The organism is Rhodanobacter sp. FDAARGOS 1247 (assembly GCF_016889805.1).
Taxonomy (GTDB): domain Bacteria; phylum Pseudomonadota; class Gammaproteobacteria; order Xanthomonadales; family Rhodanobacteraceae; genus Rhodanobacter.
Genome location: NZ_CP069535.1, coordinates 2,506,897 through 2,523,153 on the forward strand (window position 1 = coordinate 2,506,897; position 16,257 = coordinate 2,523,153).

19 protein-coding genes are annotated in these 16,257 nt (G+C 66.9%); 7 read left to right on the forward strand and 12 right to left on the reverse strand.

The features are described from left to right. Positions 1-21: 21 nt before the first annotated feature. From I6J77_RS11470 to I6J77_RS11485, 4 genes are all read right to left on the reverse strand, one after another. Positions 22-897 carry a pirin family protein gene (locus I6J77_RS11470; RefSeq protein ID WP_204109090.1) on the reverse strand — a complete coding sequence of 292 codons (876 nt, stop codon included), beginning with the start codon at positions 895-897 and terminating at the stop codon, positions 22-24. A gap of 10 nt (positions 898-907) precedes the next feature. After that, positions 908-1,969 (reverse strand): NADH:flavin oxidoreductase/NADH oxidase, encoded by a 1,062-nt coding sequence (locus I6J77_RS11475; protein WP_056717703.1) that lies wholly within the window; start codon positions 1,967-1,969, stop codon positions 908-910. 52 nt (positions 1,970-2,021) lie between these two features. After that, on the reverse strand, positions 2,022-2,936 hold the full coding sequence (locus I6J77_RS11480; RefSeq protein ID WP_204109091.1) for an alpha/beta fold hydrolase: 915 nt from the start codon (positions 2,934-2,936) through the stop codon (positions 2,022-2,024). Between the two features lie 83 nt (positions 2,937-3,019). Further along, a complete protein-coding gene (locus tag I6J77_RS11485) occupies positions 3,020-3,229 on the reverse strand; it encodes a cold-shock protein (protein ID WP_007806273.1) in 210 nt (69 codons plus the stop codon). A 607-nt stretch (positions 3,230-3,836) separates the two neighbouring features. On the opposite strand from I6J77_RS11485, the gene I6J77_RS11490 reads away from it, so the two are divergent. Then, positions 3,837-4,289 carry a hypothetical protein gene (locus I6J77_RS11490; RefSeq protein ID WP_056717705.1) on the forward strand — a complete coding sequence of 151 codons (453 nt, stop codon included), beginning with the start codon at positions 3,837-3,839 and terminating at the stop codon, positions 4,287-4,289. A 7-nt stretch (positions 4,290-4,296) separates the two neighbouring features. Here the strand turns inward: I6J77_RS11490 and I6J77_RS11495 are convergent, their stop codons facing one another. After that, entirely contained in the window at positions 4,297-5,553 is a 1,257-nt protein-coding gene (locus tag I6J77_RS11495) for a winged helix-turn-helix domain-containing protein (protein ID WP_204109092.1), read from the reverse strand. Between the two features lie 171 nt (positions 5,554-5,724). Here I6J77_RS11495 and I6J77_RS11500 point away from each other — a divergent pair, with 171 nt between their 5' ends. Next, positions 5,725-6,138, forward strand: coding sequence for a hypothetical protein (locus I6J77_RS11500; RefSeq protein ID WP_204109093.1), 414 nt, complete (start codon positions 5,725-5,727; stop codon positions 6,136-6,138). Positions 6,139-6,255: 117 nt separating this feature from the next. After that, entirely contained in the window at positions 6,256-7,350 is a 1,095-nt protein-coding gene (locus I6J77_RS11505) for a phospholipase A (protein WP_204109094.1), read from the forward strand. 67 nt (positions 7,351-7,417) lie between these two features. On the opposite strand, the gene I6J77_RS11510 is transcribed toward I6J77_RS11505, so the two are convergent. Next, positions 7,418-7,900, reverse strand: a complete 483-nt coding sequence (locus tag I6J77_RS11510; RefSeq protein ID WP_040672940.1) for a peptidylprolyl isomerase — start codon at positions 7,898-7,900, stop codon at positions 7,418-7,420. A 159-nt stretch (positions 7,901-8,059) separates the two neighbouring features. After that, entirely contained in the window at positions 8,060-8,545 is a 486-nt protein-coding gene (locus I6J77_RS11515; protein WP_204109095.1) for a glutathione peroxidase, read from the reverse strand. Positions 8,546-8,646: 101 nt separating this feature from the next. Here I6J77_RS11515 and I6J77_RS11520 point away from each other — a divergent pair, with 101 nt between their 5' ends. The 3 genes from I6J77_RS11520 (at position 8,647) to I6J77_RS11530 (ending at position 11,360) form a co-directional block, all read left to right on the forward strand. Then, the gene (locus I6J77_RS11520; RefSeq protein WP_204111471.1) at positions 8,647-9,657 is read left to right on the forward strand and encodes a methionine ABC transporter ATP-binding protein; all 1,011 of its coding nucleotides are present in this window, start codon (positions 8,647-8,649) and stop codon (positions 9,655-9,657) included. Continuing rightward, the gene (locus tag I6J77_RS11525) at positions 9,654-10,331 is read left to right on the forward strand and encodes a methionine ABC transporter permease (RefSeq protein WP_204109096.1); all 678 of its coding nucleotides are present in this window, start codon (positions 9,654-9,656) and stop codon (positions 10,329-10,331) included. Before I6J77_RS11520 ends, I6J77_RS11525 begins: the two co-directional genes overlap by 4 nt. Before the next feature lie 231 nt (positions 10,332-10,562). Next, entirely contained in the window at positions 10,563-11,360 is a 798-nt protein-coding gene (locus I6J77_RS11530) for a MetQ/NlpA family ABC transporter substrate-binding protein (protein ID WP_204109097.1), read from the forward strand. Positions 11,361-11,471: 111 nt separating this feature from the next. Here the strand turns inward: I6J77_RS11530 and pncB are convergent, their stop codons facing one another. Then, positions 11,472-12,656 (reverse strand): nicotinate phosphoribosyltransferase, encoded by a 1,185-nt coding sequence (gene pncB / locus I6J77_RS11535; RefSeq protein ID WP_204109098.1) that lies wholly within the window; start codon positions 12,654-12,656, stop codon positions 11,472-11,474. A 333-nt stretch (positions 12,657-12,989) separates the two neighbouring features. Here pncB and I6J77_RS11540 point away from each other — a divergent pair, with 333 nt between their 5' ends. Further along, positions 12,990-13,799 carry a cytochrome c gene (locus I6J77_RS11540; protein ID WP_204109099.1) on the forward strand — a complete coding sequence of 270 codons (810 nt, stop codon included), beginning with the start codon at positions 12,990-12,992 and terminating at the stop codon, positions 13,797-13,799. A 12-nt stretch (positions 13,800-13,811) separates the two neighbouring features. On the opposite strand, the gene I6J77_RS11545 is transcribed toward I6J77_RS11540, so the two are convergent. The 4 genes from I6J77_RS11545 to I6J77_RS17790 form a co-directional block, all read right to left on the reverse strand. Then, positions 13,812-14,195 (reverse strand): nuclear transport factor 2 family protein, encoded by a 384-nt coding sequence (locus I6J77_RS11545; RefSeq protein ID WP_204109100.1) that lies wholly within the window; start codon positions 14,193-14,195, stop codon positions 13,812-13,814. A 24-nt stretch (positions 14,196-14,219) separates the two neighbouring features. After that, positions 14,220-15,248, reverse strand: coding sequence for an aminopeptidase (locus tag I6J77_RS11550; RefSeq protein ID WP_204109101.1), 1,029 nt, complete (start codon positions 15,246-15,248; stop codon positions 14,220-14,222). 79 nt (positions 15,249-15,327) lie between these two features. Continuing rightward, the gene (locus I6J77_RS11555; protein WP_239308946.1) at positions 15,328-15,831 is read right to left on the reverse strand and encodes a lipoprotein; all 504 of its coding nucleotides are present in this window, start codon (positions 15,829-15,831) and stop codon (positions 15,328-15,330) included. Positions 15,832-15,983: 152 nt separating this feature from the next. Then, the gene (locus I6J77_RS17790; protein ID WP_239309316.1) at positions 15,984-16,220 is read right to left on the reverse strand and encodes a hypothetical protein; all 237 of its coding nucleotides are present in this window, start codon (positions 16,218-16,220) and stop codon (positions 15,984-15,986) included. Positions 16,221-16,257: the final 37 nt, after the last annotated feature.

Genomic DNA, 16,257 nt, shown 5'->3' on the forward strand with positions numbered 1-16,257 from the left:
GCATCCTTGCGGGATACGGGCCTACGCCGGCAACGGAATGAATTCGTCCTCGTCGCCGGGCACGGTGGGAAAGCGCCCTTCGCTCCAGTCCGCCTTGGCCTGCTCGATGCGCTCGCGGGTGCTGGCCACGAAGTTCCACCACAGGTGGCGCTCGCCATCCAGCGGCGCACCGCCGAACAGGATCAACCGGCTTGGTTCGCTGGCACGCAACGGAGGCGGCTGGTCGCCGGCCTGCACCGCCATCTGGTGTTTGGCGATCTTCAGTTCGCCCCAGCTCACGGAGCCTTCGATCACATGCACGCCGCGCTCGGCGTGCCCGGCCGGCAAGGCCAGCTCGGCGCCGGCCTGCAGGCTTGCTTCCAGCATGAACATCGGCGCGAACACCTTCACTGGTGAACGCTGACCGTAGGCATTGCCTGCGATCAGCACGCCTTCCACGCCCGGCCCGCTGATCCGCGGCAAGGCCTCGCGATCATGGTGGTGGAATTCCGGCGACACCTCGGCATCGGCCTGCGGCAGGGCGACCCAGACCTGGATGCCGTGCAGCTTCTGGCCTGCGGCACGCTCATCTGGCGGCGTGCGCTCGGAGTGGGTGATGCCGCGACCGGAGGTCATCCAGTTGACCTCGCCTGGGCGGATGTCGGCCAGGCTGCCCAGGCTGTCGCGATGGCGGATCGCCCCGTCGAACAGCCAGGTCACCGTGGCCAGGCCGATGTGCGGGTGCGGGCGCACGTCCATGCCCTTGCCCGCCGGGAAACTCGCCGGCCCCATGTGATCGAAGAACACGAACGGACCGACGTGGCGCGCCTGCAGCACCGGCAGCATGCGACGCACGACGAAGCCGTCGCCGAGGTCGTGCTCGCGGGCGTCGGCGATCAACTGGGGACGACTTTCCATCATGTGCTCCTTACCAGGCCCGCTGATATTGCGCCGGCGCGACGATTTTTGCGCCCAGTTGCTGTGCCGCCCGCCGCGGGAAGTAGGGGTCGCGCAGGCTTTCGCGGGCGATCAGCACCAGGTCCGCCTCGCCATCGGCGATGATCCGGTCGGCCTGTTCGGCCTCGGTGATCAGGCCCACGGCGCCGGTGGCGATGTCGGCCTCGCGGCGAATCTGCGCGGCGAACGGCACCTGGTAACCCGGCCCCAGCGGGATCTTCACGTGGGGCAGCAGGCCGCCGCTGGAAACGTCGATCAGGTCGACGCCCAGGGGCTTCACCATGCGCGCCAGTTCCACGCTCTGCGCCGCGTCCCAGCCGCCTTCGTCGGCCCAGTCGGTCGCCGACACGCGCAGCCACAACGGCAACTCGTCCGGCCACACCTCGCGCACGGCGGCCACGACTTCACGGGTCAGCCGGGTGCGGTTTTCGAAGCTGCCGCCGTAACGGTCGTCGCGCCGGTTGCTCAGCGGCGACAGGAACTGGTGCAGCAGGTAACCGTGCGCCGCATGCACCTCGACCAGCTGGAAGCCGGCCTCCAGCGCGCGTGCCGCCGCGGCGCGGAAATCGGCGATCACCGCCTGGATGCCGGCCTCGTCCAAGGCCAGCGGCACGTTCCAGCCGGTGTCGAACGGCAGCGCCGAGGGCGCCACGACGGGCCAGTCACCCTGCCCGGCCGGCACCGGACCATGCCCGTCCCAGGGACGCAAGGTGCTGGCCTTGCGCCCGGCATGGGCCAGCTGGATGCCGGCGATCGCCCCGTGTGCGCCGATGAAGCGGGTGATCGGTTGCCACGCCTGCAACTGGGCCTGGTTCCACAGGCCGGCGTCCTGCGGCGAGATGCGTCCCTGCGCCGAAACCGCCGATGCCTCGGCGATCACCACGGCGGCGCCGCCTACCGCGCGACTGCCCAGGTGCACCAGGTGCCAGTCGTTCGGCACGCCATCGGTGGCCGAGTATTCGCACATCGGCGAAACCACCAGCCGGTTGCGCAAGGTCAGGCTGCGTTGCTGGAACGGATCGAACAGGTTCATCGGGGCATCCATCGGATCGAAAGGGTCGACATCCGGGCGACGGCGCCGGGAATCAAGCCGTCGACCGGGCGTGTTCGGCGAACAGCGCATCTTCCACGGCGAACCATTCGGCCATCCGCGCCGCGATCGGCGCCGGCGTTTTCATCCAGCCGAAGTGGTCGGCCGGCTTGCCACCCAGATCATCACGGCTGATCACCTCGATCTGCCGGATGCCCGCACCCAGCTTGCCCAGCAGCCATTCCAGCGAGGCCTGCGGACCGAGCCAGTCCTCCTTCAGGCGCAGCGCCAGCACCGGCAGTTGCAGGGCGGCGAGTTGCGCCTCGAAGTCCTGCGACATGCCCGTGGCGGCATAGCGACCGCTGCGGCCGCTGCGCGCCCAGTCGTCGATCACGCCACGCGCCTCGTTGCCGCCGAAGCCGATGCGCCGGCCCGGCAGATGGCCCCTCAGTCGTGCCAGCCACGGCGCCAGCGCATAGGCCGCGGCGATCAGCCAGCCATGCCGGAAGCGCCGCCAGTACGGGGAGCCGCTGGCCACCAGCAACAGCCCGGCGAACACCGACGGATGCAGGCTCGCGTAGAGCAGCGCCAGCTGGCCGCCCAGGCTGTGACCACCCAGCCATTTGCGCGCCTGCGGCCAGCGCGCTTCCAGCAGCGCCATGCCGGCAGGCAGGTCATCCTGCAGCAGCTGGCGATAGGCCCAGTCGCAGCGGCGACCGGCGCGGCGATCGCTGGAACCGATGCCGCGCCATTCGTGCAGCACCACGGCGACACCGCGTTCGGCCAGCGCCTGGGCCAGCGGCAGATAGTGACGGGCCGGAATGCCCATCGCCGGCAGCCAGTACAGCAGCCGCTGGCAGGGACCGGACGGCAACACCGCCAGCAATTCGAAGTGCGCGCCGTCGGCGGCGGTGACCGGGATCACCAGCGGGGTGACCGCGGAAGCGTCGTCAAAAGAAGGATTGGACATTCCCACAGGCTAACCAATCGCCGCGTCGACCACAAAAAAGGGCCGGCTTGCGCCGGCCCTTCATACAGGTTCCGCTACCGCGATCAAACGGGGGTAACGTCTTCGGCCTGCAAGCCCTTCTGCCCGTCCACGACATTGAAGCTCACTTTCTGACCTTCCTGCAGGCTCTTGAAACCCGAGCCGGTGATGGCGCGAAAATGCACGAACACGTCAGGGCCATTATCGCGGCTGATAAAGCCGAAACCCTTGGCGTCATTGAACCACTTCACAGTACCTACTTCACGATCCGCCATGACTCACTCCGATCCTAATCCGAACGCTGAGACAAACCGGCCCCAACGGGCCGACGGTTTTACTGAGCATGCAGGGTCCGGTGCAACAGTCGGATTCAGGAAATCCCTACCGGGCACTCTTGTAGCCAAGCAGACGCAGCGCGCCAAGCATAACGGATTTTTTGCCGGCAAGTGATTTGTCAAGCGGCGCCGCAGGAGGATATTTCCTGAAGGGAAAACCGGACATCCCTGCGCGGTTTTCCTGTCATGGCCAGCATTAGTACCGACAGGTTCCCCGGCCCGGCGATTCGTTTCGCCGGGTCGGATCGACAAATCAATCTGCCCGCCCTGTTGCACGCCGTGGAAAAGCCCCGGTCCGGCATGGCGCCGGAAAATGCCGGATTCCCGTCGCGGACCAACCGAAGCGCAAGCCCCCCGGATTGCCCATCCGATGGCGCCATGCATGGCGCCATCGGGCACGCGAATCACGTCCGCATGCATGGGTGCCGATGCGATGGCAGCTGGAAATTCAGGTTTTCTTGACTGGCCGCGCGGTCTAGTAGCCGGAGCCGGCCGGTTCCCTGCGTGCATGGAACCGCCCACGACCCAGACACCCGAGGAGACCGACATGCCCAATCTGCCCCGCCCGATCCTGGTTGGCGCGCTTGCCGGCCTGTTGCTGGCCGGCTGCGCCGAACACCCGACCACCCGGGCCACCGGCACCACCGGCACGAGCGCCGTCACGCCCGCGCCGGCCAGCCGCGCCCGGCACCAGAACACGTCCGGCACCTCCAGCGCGGGCAGCGATCAGGCAGAGTCGACGGGCGAGACCGGGATTCCCGCCTGCGACGATTACCTGTCGAGTTATCTTGCCTGCCATCGCGCCGCGGACATCTATGCGCCGGACCAGTTGCAGTCGCGTTACGAAGCGATGCGCAGCAGCCTGCTGCGCGATTCGAGGAACCCGTCCATCCGGCCACAACTCGCGGCGCGCTGCAATTCGCTGTCCACTCAATTGCGCCAGGCACTGGACGGGAAGTCCTGCGCGGAAAATCCCGCACCTGCGGCCAGCACACCGTAAGAACCGCTCAGCCCGGATCGGCAAGCTTCACCTGGGCGGCTCGCCACTGCGCACGCAGCAGCCGCGCCAGCGACGCGGGTTGGGTGGTTCCCAGCCTGATCCTTTCCGTGCCGTGCCATGCCGCGGTGGCCGCGATGGCCCTGGCCACGGCACTCACCAGCGTCGGTTCGGCCTTTGCGTCCGGCTCGAGGAACAAGGCCTTGACCTCGAACACGCCGGTGGCGCGATGCGCCTTGGCGTCCAGCCGGCCGACCAGGCGTCCCCGATGCAGGATCGGCAGCACGAAGTAGCCATAGCGACGCTTCGCGGCCGGCGTGTAGCACTCGATCGTGTATTCGAAGCCGAACATCGCCAGCGCGCGGCTGCGATCCCAGACCAGCGGATCGAACGGCGACAACAGCGTGGTAAGGGTGGCGCGCAGCTTCCCGGCGAGCGCCTTGTCCAGCCATTGGGCATGCTCGCGGTGCACATAACCGGGCGTGCTCCAGCCTTCGACCGGCACCGCCAGCAATTCGCCGCTTTCCACCAGCGGAGCCAGTTCACGATCGCTGACCCGGGGCTTGAGCCGAAAGTAATCGGCAATCCACCCCGCCGGCGTCACGCCCAGCGCCCGCACGGTTTCGAGGATGAAATGCCGGCGCTGTTGCGCCGCCGAGAAGGCGAGCGCGGCGTCGAACGGCGGGTCGAGCCCGGCCAGCACCCTTTCGGCGAGATCGTAGACGCGCTGGAACCTGTCGCGCCGGGCCACCATCAGTTCGCCCAGGGCAAACCATGCCTCCAGCCAGCGCTTCTCCGGCTTCCACTCCCACCACCCCGACGGGGCGGCGGCGCCGCGGCGCTCGAAATCCGCGGCGCGAACCGGGCCGGAGGCGCGGATGCCCGCGAGCAATGCATCCATGTCCTTGCGGTGCTCGCGATGAACGCGCTGCGCATTGCGATGCGCCCAATGATGGCTGCGATGATCCTGCCCGCCCCGATGCCAGGCGATGTCGGCGGCACTGACGAAACACGCCTCGTGCGCCCAGCACTCGGCCAGTTGTCCCTGTGCCAGCGCCTCGTCCAGCCACGCCATCGGGTAATCGCCCAGGCGCGAATGCAGGACGAAGTACGGGCTGCGTGCCACCACGTGGATGGTATCGATCTGCAGCATCCGCATGCGCTCGATGGCAGCCACCAGGTCTGCCCGTCGCGGCCGCCGCTTCGGCGGCTGCAACAGGCCCTGGGCGGCCAGCTGCATGGCTCTGGCCTGGGTCAGCTTCAACATGTGGCGGCTTGCTGAAGCGCTGCCCAACGGCTCCGATTCTTCACGCCTTCGTGACTGAAACCTTGAGACGGCATTTACAAATCCCCTGCTAGCGTGGACTTCGTTCGATCGCTGCGGGCGCTTCCGGCACCCGCCAACTTCACCCGATCATTTTGGCATGGAGTTCCGATGATGAAATATCGCAAACCACTGTTGACCGCCCTTGCCGCCTCGGCCCTGATGCTGGCGGGCCAGGTGATCGCCCAGGACACGACGCCCCAAGACACGACACCTCAGAGCACGACTCCCCAAGACACGACAACCCAAGGCACGATGCCCCAGGACACCGCGCCCATGCCCGCCGACCAGACCACCGCCACCATGAATACGCCGAGCGGCGAGCTGACCGTGCATTCGAGCATGCCGACGCCGCCACCGGCCGGGCCGGCGCCCTCGTTCGAGCAGTTGTCCGACGGCGCCCGCTACATCACCGAGGATCAGGCCTCAGCCTATCCCCTGCTGGCCAACGACTTCATCTACGCCGACCACAACCGCAACGGCCGCATCAGCAAGGACGAGTACCAGCGCTGGACGGCGCAGAAATAAGTTTGCAGCGAAGGCGCCGGCCGCCCGGGCCGGCGCCGGTCATGCCCGCTCGCCCCTCATCCACAGTCGACACCGGCTCCGCTAGACTGCTGCGCCCCATCCAGGAATCCGCTCCACATGAAGCCATTGATGGCGGCCGCGGCCGTAACCCTGGGCGGCTTCTGCGCCGCCGCTTCCGTGCATGCACAGAATCCGGACCCCACCGACATCCGCGGCTGCACGGCGATCGAGAGCGATGCGCAACGCCTCGCCTGCTACGACCACGCCACCGGACGCGTCAACCTGCCGGTGGCCCGCAAGCGCGTGGATGCAAGCACCCGGACGCCGGAGATATTCGGCCGCGACGACAAGCGGGCGTCTGCCGACGAGCCGGGCAACAGCGAGGTGGCGCAGCCGTTGTCATTGCTGGACAGCCGCTGGGAGCTGTCGCCGGAGAGCAAGCTGGGCACCTTCAACATCCGCGGCTACAACCCGGTCTACGTGATGCCGGCGTTCATGACCAGCCACCAGAACAACCAGCCGCACAGCCCGAGCCCCGACAACACGGTCAGTGGCACCAGCGAGCAATTGCAGAACGTCGAGGCGAAATTCCAGCTCAGCCTGAAGGCGAAGGTATGGCAAGGCGTGTTCGGTGACGCCGGCGACCTGTGGGTGGGTTACACCCAGTCATCGCGCTGGCAGGTCTACAACTCGACCCTGTCGCGCCCGTTCCGCGAGACCGATTACGAACCCGAGGCGATGCTGGTGTTCGACACCCATTACCAGGTGTTCGGCTGGACGGGCCGCCTGCTGGGCATTGGCGTGGACCACCAGTCGAACGGCCGCGGCGACCCGCTGTCGCGCAGCTGGAACCGGGTGATCGCCGATGTCGGTTTCGAACGCGACGGCTGGACGGTGATGCTGCGTCCGTGGTGGCGCATCCCGGAATCGCGCAGCGACGACGACAACCCCGACATCAGCGATTACATGGGGCGCGGCGAAGTGCAGATCGTGCATGAATGGCGCGGCCAGGAATTCGGCATGATGCTGCGCCACTCGATGCGCGGCGGCAGCCGCAGCCATGGCGCGGCGCGGTTCAGCTGGAGCTTCCCGATGGCCGGCAACCTGCGCGGCTACATGGAAGTGTTCAAGGGCTATGGCGAAAGCCTGATCGACTACAACCACAACGCCACCTACCTCGGCGTGGGCATTTCGCTGCTCGACTGGTACTGAAGACGACGAAGGCCCGGCGAGCTGCCGGGCCTTCGTTCATCGGTGCCGCGTCGCGACTGGCGCAAACTCAGTGGTGATGGCCACCGGCGCCGTGCACGTGACCGTGCTGCAGCTCTTCGGCGGTGGCGTCGCGCACGTCGGTCACCTCGATCGCGAAGTGCAGGGTCTTGCCCGCCAGCGGATGGTTCGCATCGATGAACACCACGCCGTTCTCGACCTTGCTCACGGTGACGTTGATCTGGCCTTCCGGACCGTTGCCCTGGAATTGCATGCCGGGCTGGATGTCCTCGACGCCCTGGAACGCCTCGCGCGGAACCTGCTGCATCAGCTCGGCGTGATGCACGCCGTAACCTTCCTCGGGCGCCACGTGGGCGTCGAACTTGTCGCCCACCGAACGGCCTTCCATCTGCTTTTCCAGGCCCGGCACGATATGGCCCTGGCCATGCAGGTAGGTCAGCGGCTCGCGACCGGCGGAGCTGTCGATGACCTGGCCTTCGTCGTCGGTCAGCGTGTAATGGAAGGCGGCTACGGAGTTCTGGGCAATCTGCATGGTCATCTCGCGATCGGGTTCGGGTTCGCCGGCCACATCGCCGACATGAACCACGCAGTTTAGCAGAGGCCGCCAAGGCGCCTGCGGTGGACCGGAACACGGGTCACGCGGGACCCGCGAATCCCGTGTTCCGTGGCCCGGGGCGGCCACTTCCGCCCATCAGCCGCCGAGTCGTGCCAGGGTGTCCTTGCCGATCTTCTCCGGCGTATCGGTGGAGGCGTAGCGCCTGACCACCTGGCCTTCCGCATCGACCAGGAACTTGGTGAAGTTCCACTTGATCGATTCGCTGCCCAGGATGCCCTTGCCTTCGCTCTTCAGCCACTTGTACAGCGGATCGGCGTGCTCGCCGTTCACCTCGATCTTGGCGAACACCGGAAAGGTCACGTCGTACTGGGTGCTGCAGAAGTTGCGGATCTCGGCCTCGTCACCGGGTTCCTGGTGACCGAACTGGTCGCACGGAAAGCCCAGCACCACCAGCCCCTGGTCGCGCTGGTCCTGCCACAGTGTCTCCAGTCCCTTGTACTGCGGAGTGAAGCCGCACTTGGAGGCCACGTTGACGATCAGCAGCGTCTTGCCGCGCCACTCGGCCAGCGAGCGCGGCTGGCCCTCGATATCGCGAACGGTGAAATCGTAGACGCTGGACATGGTCGGACTCCGTGTTGATGGGTCAATCCGGCAGCATACGCCATCGGTGGCCGGGCCCGTGGCATAGAATGCCGCATCCACCCGCTGGCCAGGCCCACGCCGTGATCCGTTTCGTCGATGTCCACAAGTCCTACCGCGTCGACGGCAGGGACATTCCTGCATTGCAGCCGTTCGATCTCGACATTGCCGATGGCGAAGTGTTCGGCATCATCGGTCTTTCCGGCGCCGGCAAATCGACGCTTATACGGCTGATCAACCTGCTCGAACGACCCAGCGGCGGGCGCATCTTCGTGAACGACACTGAGATGACCGCGCTGGCCGAGCCGGCACTGCGTGCGCAGCGACGCCGGATCGGCATGATCTTCCAGCACTTCAACCTGCTCGCCTCGCAGACGGTGGCCGACAACGTGGCGTTCCCGCTGCGGCTGGCCGGAGAACGCGACGCGGCCGCATTGCAGGCCCGCGTGGACGAGCTGCTGACGCGGGTGGGCCTGAGCGACCACGCGGACAAATACCCGTCGCAGCTTTCCGGCGGCCAGAAGCAGCGCGTGGGCATCGCCCGCGCACTGGCCAACCGGCCGTCCATCCTGCTCTGCGACGAGGCCACCAGCGCGCTCGATCCGCAGACCACCGCCTCGGTGCTGGAGCTGCTGGCCGAGATCAACCGCGAGCTGAAACTCACCATCGTGCTGATCACCCACGAGATGGACGTGGTGCGCCGCGTGTGCGATCGCGTGGCGGTGCTCGACGCCGGCGTGATCGTCGAGCACGGCCCGGTGGCCGACGTGTTCCTGCACCCGCAGCACCCGACGACCCGGCGCTTCGTCAACGAGGCCTTGCCCGAGGAAGCGGCCAGCGAACACACGCCATTCGCCCAGGTGTCCGGCCGCATCGTGCGCCTGAGCTTCCGCGGCGACGCCACGCTGACCCCGTCGCTGAGCCGGGTGGCGCGAGAAACCGGCGTGGAATTCAACATCCTGGCCGGGCGCATCGACCGCATCAAGGATCTGCCCTACGGTCAGCTCACCCTGGCGATGCGGGGCGAACAGGTGGAAATCGCACTGGCCGCGCTGCGCGATGCCGGCATCGAGATCGAGGAGCTGCCACGATGAGTCCGCTGCAGAAACTTTTCCCCAACATCGACGACTGGGGCGAGATCGGCCGCGCCTGCATCGACACCTTGCTGATGCTGGGCGGCTCGCTGGCGCTCACCGTGCTGATCGGCCTGCCGCTGGGCGTGTTGCTGTACCTCACCGGCAAGGGCCAGCTGCGGCCGATGCCGAAGCTCTACGCGGTGACCTCGCTGCTGGTGAACGTCCTGCGCTCGGTGCCGTTCATCATCCTGATGATCGTGCTGATGCCGGTCACCTACGCCCTGGTCGGCACCAAACTGGGCATCCGCGGCGCGATCCCGCCACTGGTGATCGGCGCCGCGCCGTTCTTCGCGCGGCTGGTGGAAACCGCGCTGCGCGAAGTGCAGCAAGGCGTGATCGAGGCCAGCCAGGCGATGGGCGCCAGCCTGTGGCAGATCGTCCGCCACGTGCTGTTGCCCGAAGCCCGCGGCGGCCTGTTCGCCGGCATCACGGTCACCGCGATCGCCCTGGTCGGCTACACCGCCATGGGTGGGGCGATCGGCTCCGGCGGCCTCGGCGACCTGGCCTACCGCTACGGCTATCTTAGCTACAAGTCCGACTACATGCTGGTCACCGTGGTGCTGCTGATCGTGCTGGTGCAGGTGCTGCAGATGATCGGCGACCGCATCGTGCAGCGTTATAAGCAACGCTGACTTGATCATTTGTGCCTGGCGCCATGGGCGGCCTACCTTCGTGGGCCGCTCATCGGAATCGCCGCCTTGGAATTGCTGCTCGCCGCCCTCGCCGCCACCCTGGCCCTGCTCCTGCTGGCTGGCTACTGCTCCCGACCCAAGGTCTGACGCGTCCTCGTCGGCGCCATCGCACGATTTGTGTTTGGCGGTATAGACGTCTATTATTGTGCATTGCACAAGCGAAGCTCCGCCATGAAACTGCTGCACGTCTTCCTCGCCACGACCCTGATCCTGCTCTCGCTGACGGCCTGCTCCGCGCCGGAACAGGACGATCACGTCCTCACCGTGGCCGCCACCGCGGTTCCCCATGCCGAGATCCTCAAGCAGGTGAAACCGCTGCTGGCGAAACAGGGCGTGGACCTGCAGATCAGGGTATTCGCCGACTACGTGCAGCCGAACACCCAGGTGGCCGAGAAAAACATCGACCTGAACTACTTCCAGACCAGGCCGTACCTGGATGCGTTCAACCGCGAGCGCGGCACCAATCTGGTGACCATCGCCGGCGTGCACATCGAGCCGTTCGGCGCCTATTCGCGCAAGTACACGAGCATCGACCAGCTGCCCGACGGCGCCAGCGTCACCCTGCCCAACGACCCCAGCAACAACAGCCGCGCGCTGCTGTTGCTGGCCAGGCACGGCCTGATCACGCTGAAGGACCCCAACGACGAGATGGCCACGCTGAAGGACATCACGGCGAATCCGAAGCAGCTGAAGTTCCGCGAGCTGGAAGCGGCGATGCTGCCCCGAACGCTGGACGAGGTGGATCTCTCCCTGATCAACACCAACTACGCGCTGGCTGCCGGGCTGAACCCCACCAGGGACGCGCTGCTGATCGAGGACAGGGACTCACCCTACGTGAACTACCTGGTCGGCCGCCCCGACAACCGGAACGACCCGCGCGTGCAGAAACTGGCCAAGGCACTGACCAGTCCCGAGATCAAGGCGTTCATCGAACAGAAGTACCACGGCGCCGTGCTGCCCGCGTTCTGACCTTGGCACTCCCTCCCCTGCTTGCAGGGGAGGGTTGGGGTGGGGTGCTCCTGACCTTCCTCGCCCGCCCGAGCAACCCACACTCCTGCAAGCAGGGAGGAGAAACTCGCCTCACCCCTGCGATGCGGGGATGTCGAAGACCTGCCGCAGATACGCCACGTACTTCTCGTCCTCGCACATGTTCTTGCCGGGCGAGTCGCTGAGCTTGGCCACCGGCTGGCCGTTGCAGCGGATCATCTTGATCACGATGTTGAGCGGCACCGGGCCCACGTCGTTGGTGAGGTTGGTGCCCACGCCGAACGCCAGCAGGCAGCGGCCGCGGAAGTGCTCGTACAGCTGCATCACCTTGGGTATGTCCAGCCCGTCGCTGAACACCAGCACCTTGCCGCGGGGATCGACCCGGTTCGCGCAGTAGTGCGCCAGCACCTTGTCGCCCCAGGCGAACGGATCGCCGGAATCATGGCGGGTGCCGTCGAACAGCTTGCAGAAGTACATGTCGAAGTCGCGCAGGAAGGCGTCCAGCCCGTACACGTCCGACAGCGCGATGCCGAGGTCGCCCCGGTATTCCTTCGCCCAGGCCTCCAGCGCCGCCACCTGCGAATCGCGCAGGCGGGGGCCCAGCGCCTGGTGCGCCTGCAGGTATTCGTGCGCCAGCGTGCCCAGCGGCGTCAGGTCGAGCTTGCGCGCCAGCCACACGTTGCTGGTGCCGGCCAGCTGGGCGCCGAGTCCGTCGCGCAGCGCCGTCACCACTTCTTCCTGCCACACCCGCGAGTGGCGCCGGCGCGTGCCGTAGTCGGCGATCTTGCAACCGCCGTAATCCGGCGTGTCGCGCAGCAGGGCGATCTTCGCCTGCAGGCGCCGGCGCCCTTCGCCGAGGTCGAGGCCGGTGCTGGTGTTGCGGAAGTACACCTCGTTGACGATCGCCAGCAGCGGCACCTCGAACAGGATGGTGTGCAGCCACGGCCCGCGGATGCGTATCTCGATCTCGCCGTTGCCTGCGGCGGCCGGCGCGATGTCCACGTACTTCTCGTTGAGCTGGAACAGCCCCAGGAAATCGACGAAGTCGCTCTTGATGAAACGCCAGGTGCGCAGGTAGTCGAGCTCGTCCGGCCTGAAGCGAAGCTGGCACAGCGCCTTCAGTTCGCCGCGGATCTCGTCGATGTACGGCACCAGGTCGACGTTCGGCGTGCGGCACTTGAAGCGGTACTCGACCTGGGCCGCGGGATACTGGTGCAAGACCACCTGCATCATGGAAAACTTGTACAGGTCGGTGTCGAGCAGCGATTCGATGATCATCAGTGGCCCAGCGGCGAACGGGAATGGTCCATTATCCATGCCGCAGCCGCGCCCATGCGATGGACAAAAAAAACCCCATCAGCCAGGGGAGGACTGATGGGGCTTGTCAGGTGGCATCCAGGGGAGGAAATGCCGACCCCTCAGTGATGCGATGAGCTGCCTCACTTTTTGTCGCCATCACGGCGATACACAGGCTTAGTGTGGGTGAGCCCATGTGAGTTCAATGTGCATGACGGGTTTCGTTCAGCTGGGCGACAGGCTGTCCGAAACGCGCGCTGTCGCCACGGGGCATCCCTTGTGTTCTACGATCGCCGCTTCCCGTCGGAGTCCACCATGAAACTGCTGATCGCCGGCCTGTTCGCCCTGAACCTGTTGCTGCCGGCCACCGCCGCCGAACTGAAAATCGATCTCGGCCACGGCCCGACCACCTGGCAAACCGAAGCGCTGCTGAAACGCGGCGACGTGCGCACGATCAACGTGCCTGACGACGTGGCCTTCGGCCGACCGATGCGCTATCGCGCGGTGCCGCTGAACGATCTGCTGCAAGGGCTCGACGCCGGCGACCACCTGCAGTTCGTGGCCAGCGACGGCTTTGCCGCCGAAATCCCCGCTGCCCTGCTGCTGAACGGGAAAGGCAGCACGGCCTGGCTGGCGATCGAGGACCCGGCGCAACCGTGGCCCCGACTGCCTCGCGACAAGGGCAGCGCGGGACCGTTCTACGTGGTCTGGACCCGGCCACAGGCCGCTCATGTGGGCCCGGAACAATGGCCATACCAGCTGGCCGCCATCCGCAAGCTGGCCGGGGTCGCCGCGCGCTTCCCTGCCCTGCAGCCCGACCCGTCGCTGCCCTCCGACAGCCAGGTGCGACAGGGCTTCGTGGTGTTCCAGCACACCTGCCTGGCCTGCCATACGCTCAACGGCCAGGGCGACGCGAAACTCGGCCCGGATCTGAACCTGCCGCACAATCCCACCGAATACCTGCGCGGCGACCTGCTGCGCGCCTTCATTCGCGACCCGCAGTCGCTGCGGCGGTGGCCGCAGGCGAAGATGCCCGGCTTCGACCGCAGCGCGCTTTCCGACGCGGACCTGGACGCCGTGCTGGGCTATTTGCGGCACATGGCCGGACGCAAGTCCACGCCGTGACCGCCGTACGGCTCAGCTGCGGTCGACGATCCGGCTGATCCGCCCACCGGCGAACTCGAATTCCGACTCGCCCTGCAGCGTCAGCTCGGCGCCTGCACGCGGGCCGTCGGGCACGTCCGCGGCGAACACGCCGCGCCAGGCAATCGTCACCAGCACGGAAGCCGGCCGAAACTCCCAGGCGGTGATCGACTGCCGGCGCTCGGTGAACAGCGCCGTACCCTGCTCGGCCAGCTGGCGGAACTCGGTCGTGCCATGCGTGGCGACGTTGAGCTGGCCGTCCGCAATGTTCTCGAACAGGATGTCCGGCGTCAGCGTGGCCAGCATGCCGTCCACGTCGAAACGGTTGTAGGCCTCGACGTAGCGCTGGATCAGCTCCCGCTTTTCGGCATTGACCATGGCGACACTCCGGCGATCGGGGCTTCAGTCTGCCCCGGAACAGGCACCGTTGCACAGCTGGCGCAGCGCAGCGTCGCGTTCGGCCTTCGGCTTGCGAGCCAACTGCCGAACCTCAGCGTAGAAAGCGGGCCAGCTGCGCTCCGATTGCGCGAACAGTGCGGCGAACGCGGGCGTCCATTGCCCGTACAGGCCGAACGGAAGCAGGCGGGCGTTGTTGATCGGCGCGGCAACCCAGGCGTCATACCGGTGCTCATCCGGCCATTGGCTGTCGCGCCACTGCGCATAGCGGACACGGAACGCCGCCAGCTCGCGCTGCTTGCCCGCCTCCATCGTCGCCTGATCGCCACCGTCCGCGTAGACGATGCTCAGCCGGTTGCGCAGGTCGAGCACCAGCCGGGTGAAGCCATCTTCCATCGCCTGGCGGCGGCCATCCGCGGGCGGCAGTCCGCGCGAGCGGCGCCACTGGCGCAGGCCTTCCTGCTGCACGAAGCTGGCAAACGATTCATTGAACGTCGTGTCGCCCTTCACGTAGACCAGCTGGTGGGCCAGCTCATGGAAGATCGTGCCGTCCAGTTCGTCGTCGTCCCAGCGCAGCATGCTCGACAGGATCGGATCGTCGAACCAGCCCAGGGTCGAATAGGCCGGCACGCCCCCGACCCACACGTCGTCGCCGCGGGCGCGCAGCCGCGCCGCATCCTGCTGCGCGGCGGCCTCGCTGAACCAGCCCCGGTAGGCGACGCAGCCGGCGATCGGAAAGCACTGCGGCACCGCCTGCACCGAGTAGCGCGGCGTGGCGAACACGTTCCACACCACGTACGGGCGGTCCAGCGAAACATAGGTCGCATAGCTGCGATTGTCGGGCAGCGCGAGATGCCTGCTGGCGAACGCCCGCGCCTGCTGCGCCAGGCGCAGCCGCGTGGCCAGGGACGCCGGCGTGGCGGGATCAGCGATCACCTTGTCCAGCGCACGCCGATGGAAAACCAGGCTGCCCTGTCCGTGCACGGCCTGCGCGTAGTAGCGAAGACTGTTGCAGCCACACGACAAGAGGCTCACCGCAATGACTGCGATGAGCCTCGGCAACAGCCCGCATGCAGAACCGGCAGCGCGCATTCCCTGCCGCTAGTGCCGGGCGTCAGTGGCGATCATTGCCACGGTCACGATGGCCGTGGCTGCCGCCATGCCCGCCTCCGCCACTGCCATGCGAACGCTGTCCGGAGCCGTGCGAGTCGGAACCCTGGGAACCCCGGCGATCACTGCCGTGGTATTCCCTGCCGCCGTCGCCTCGATGGCCGCCATCGGAACGCCCCTGCCAATGCCCGGCATGACGATCGTAGTCGCGGCGTCCACGGTAGTCGTCGCGCCGGTAGCGCGAACCGCCGTACCAGACGCTGCCCACGCCAACGCTCACACCGGGTGCATAGCAGCAACCGTAGTAGCCGCCGCCGTAGCCGTAATAACCGTTGCCGTAGTAGCCACCGTAGTAGGACGGCGCCACATAGGTGGCGCCGCCGTCGCCATAGTAGGCATCGCCGGCGTCACCCGAACCACGCACGTAGCTGTAGCCCGGATCGTAGTAACAGCCCGACAGTGTCGCCGCGGCGACCACCATGAGCAGACCGGATAGAACGCGTTTCATGACCTGTCCCCGCTGTGGATGTGCATCGCCAGACTGCGGCCAACCGCTTGAACGGGCGCTAAAAGCCACCTGCGCGAGAAACCGGCGTTCAACCGCCGGCCATGTCCGCTACCACACGCCGGCCATGAACCCTCCGGCCCGGCAGGTGCGACTCAGCTGTTGCCGCGCTTGGCCTGCTCGCCACGTTGCGGTGCCAGCACGCGGCCATCGGAACCCTCGATCTCACCGGTTGCCGAAGGATGCAGCTCGGCATGACCGCCTCCCGGCTGGGCCGGGTTGGCATCCGGCCAGGTCGGTCCCTGACGCACCCGCTCGTTCTTCGCCTCCAGCAAGGCCTGGATCTTCGCCACGGCGTCTTCCTGGCTGATGTGCTCGATCGGCGCTTCCATCGGCGGCTTGCGGGTGGCGGCCGGCTTCCGCGGCGTG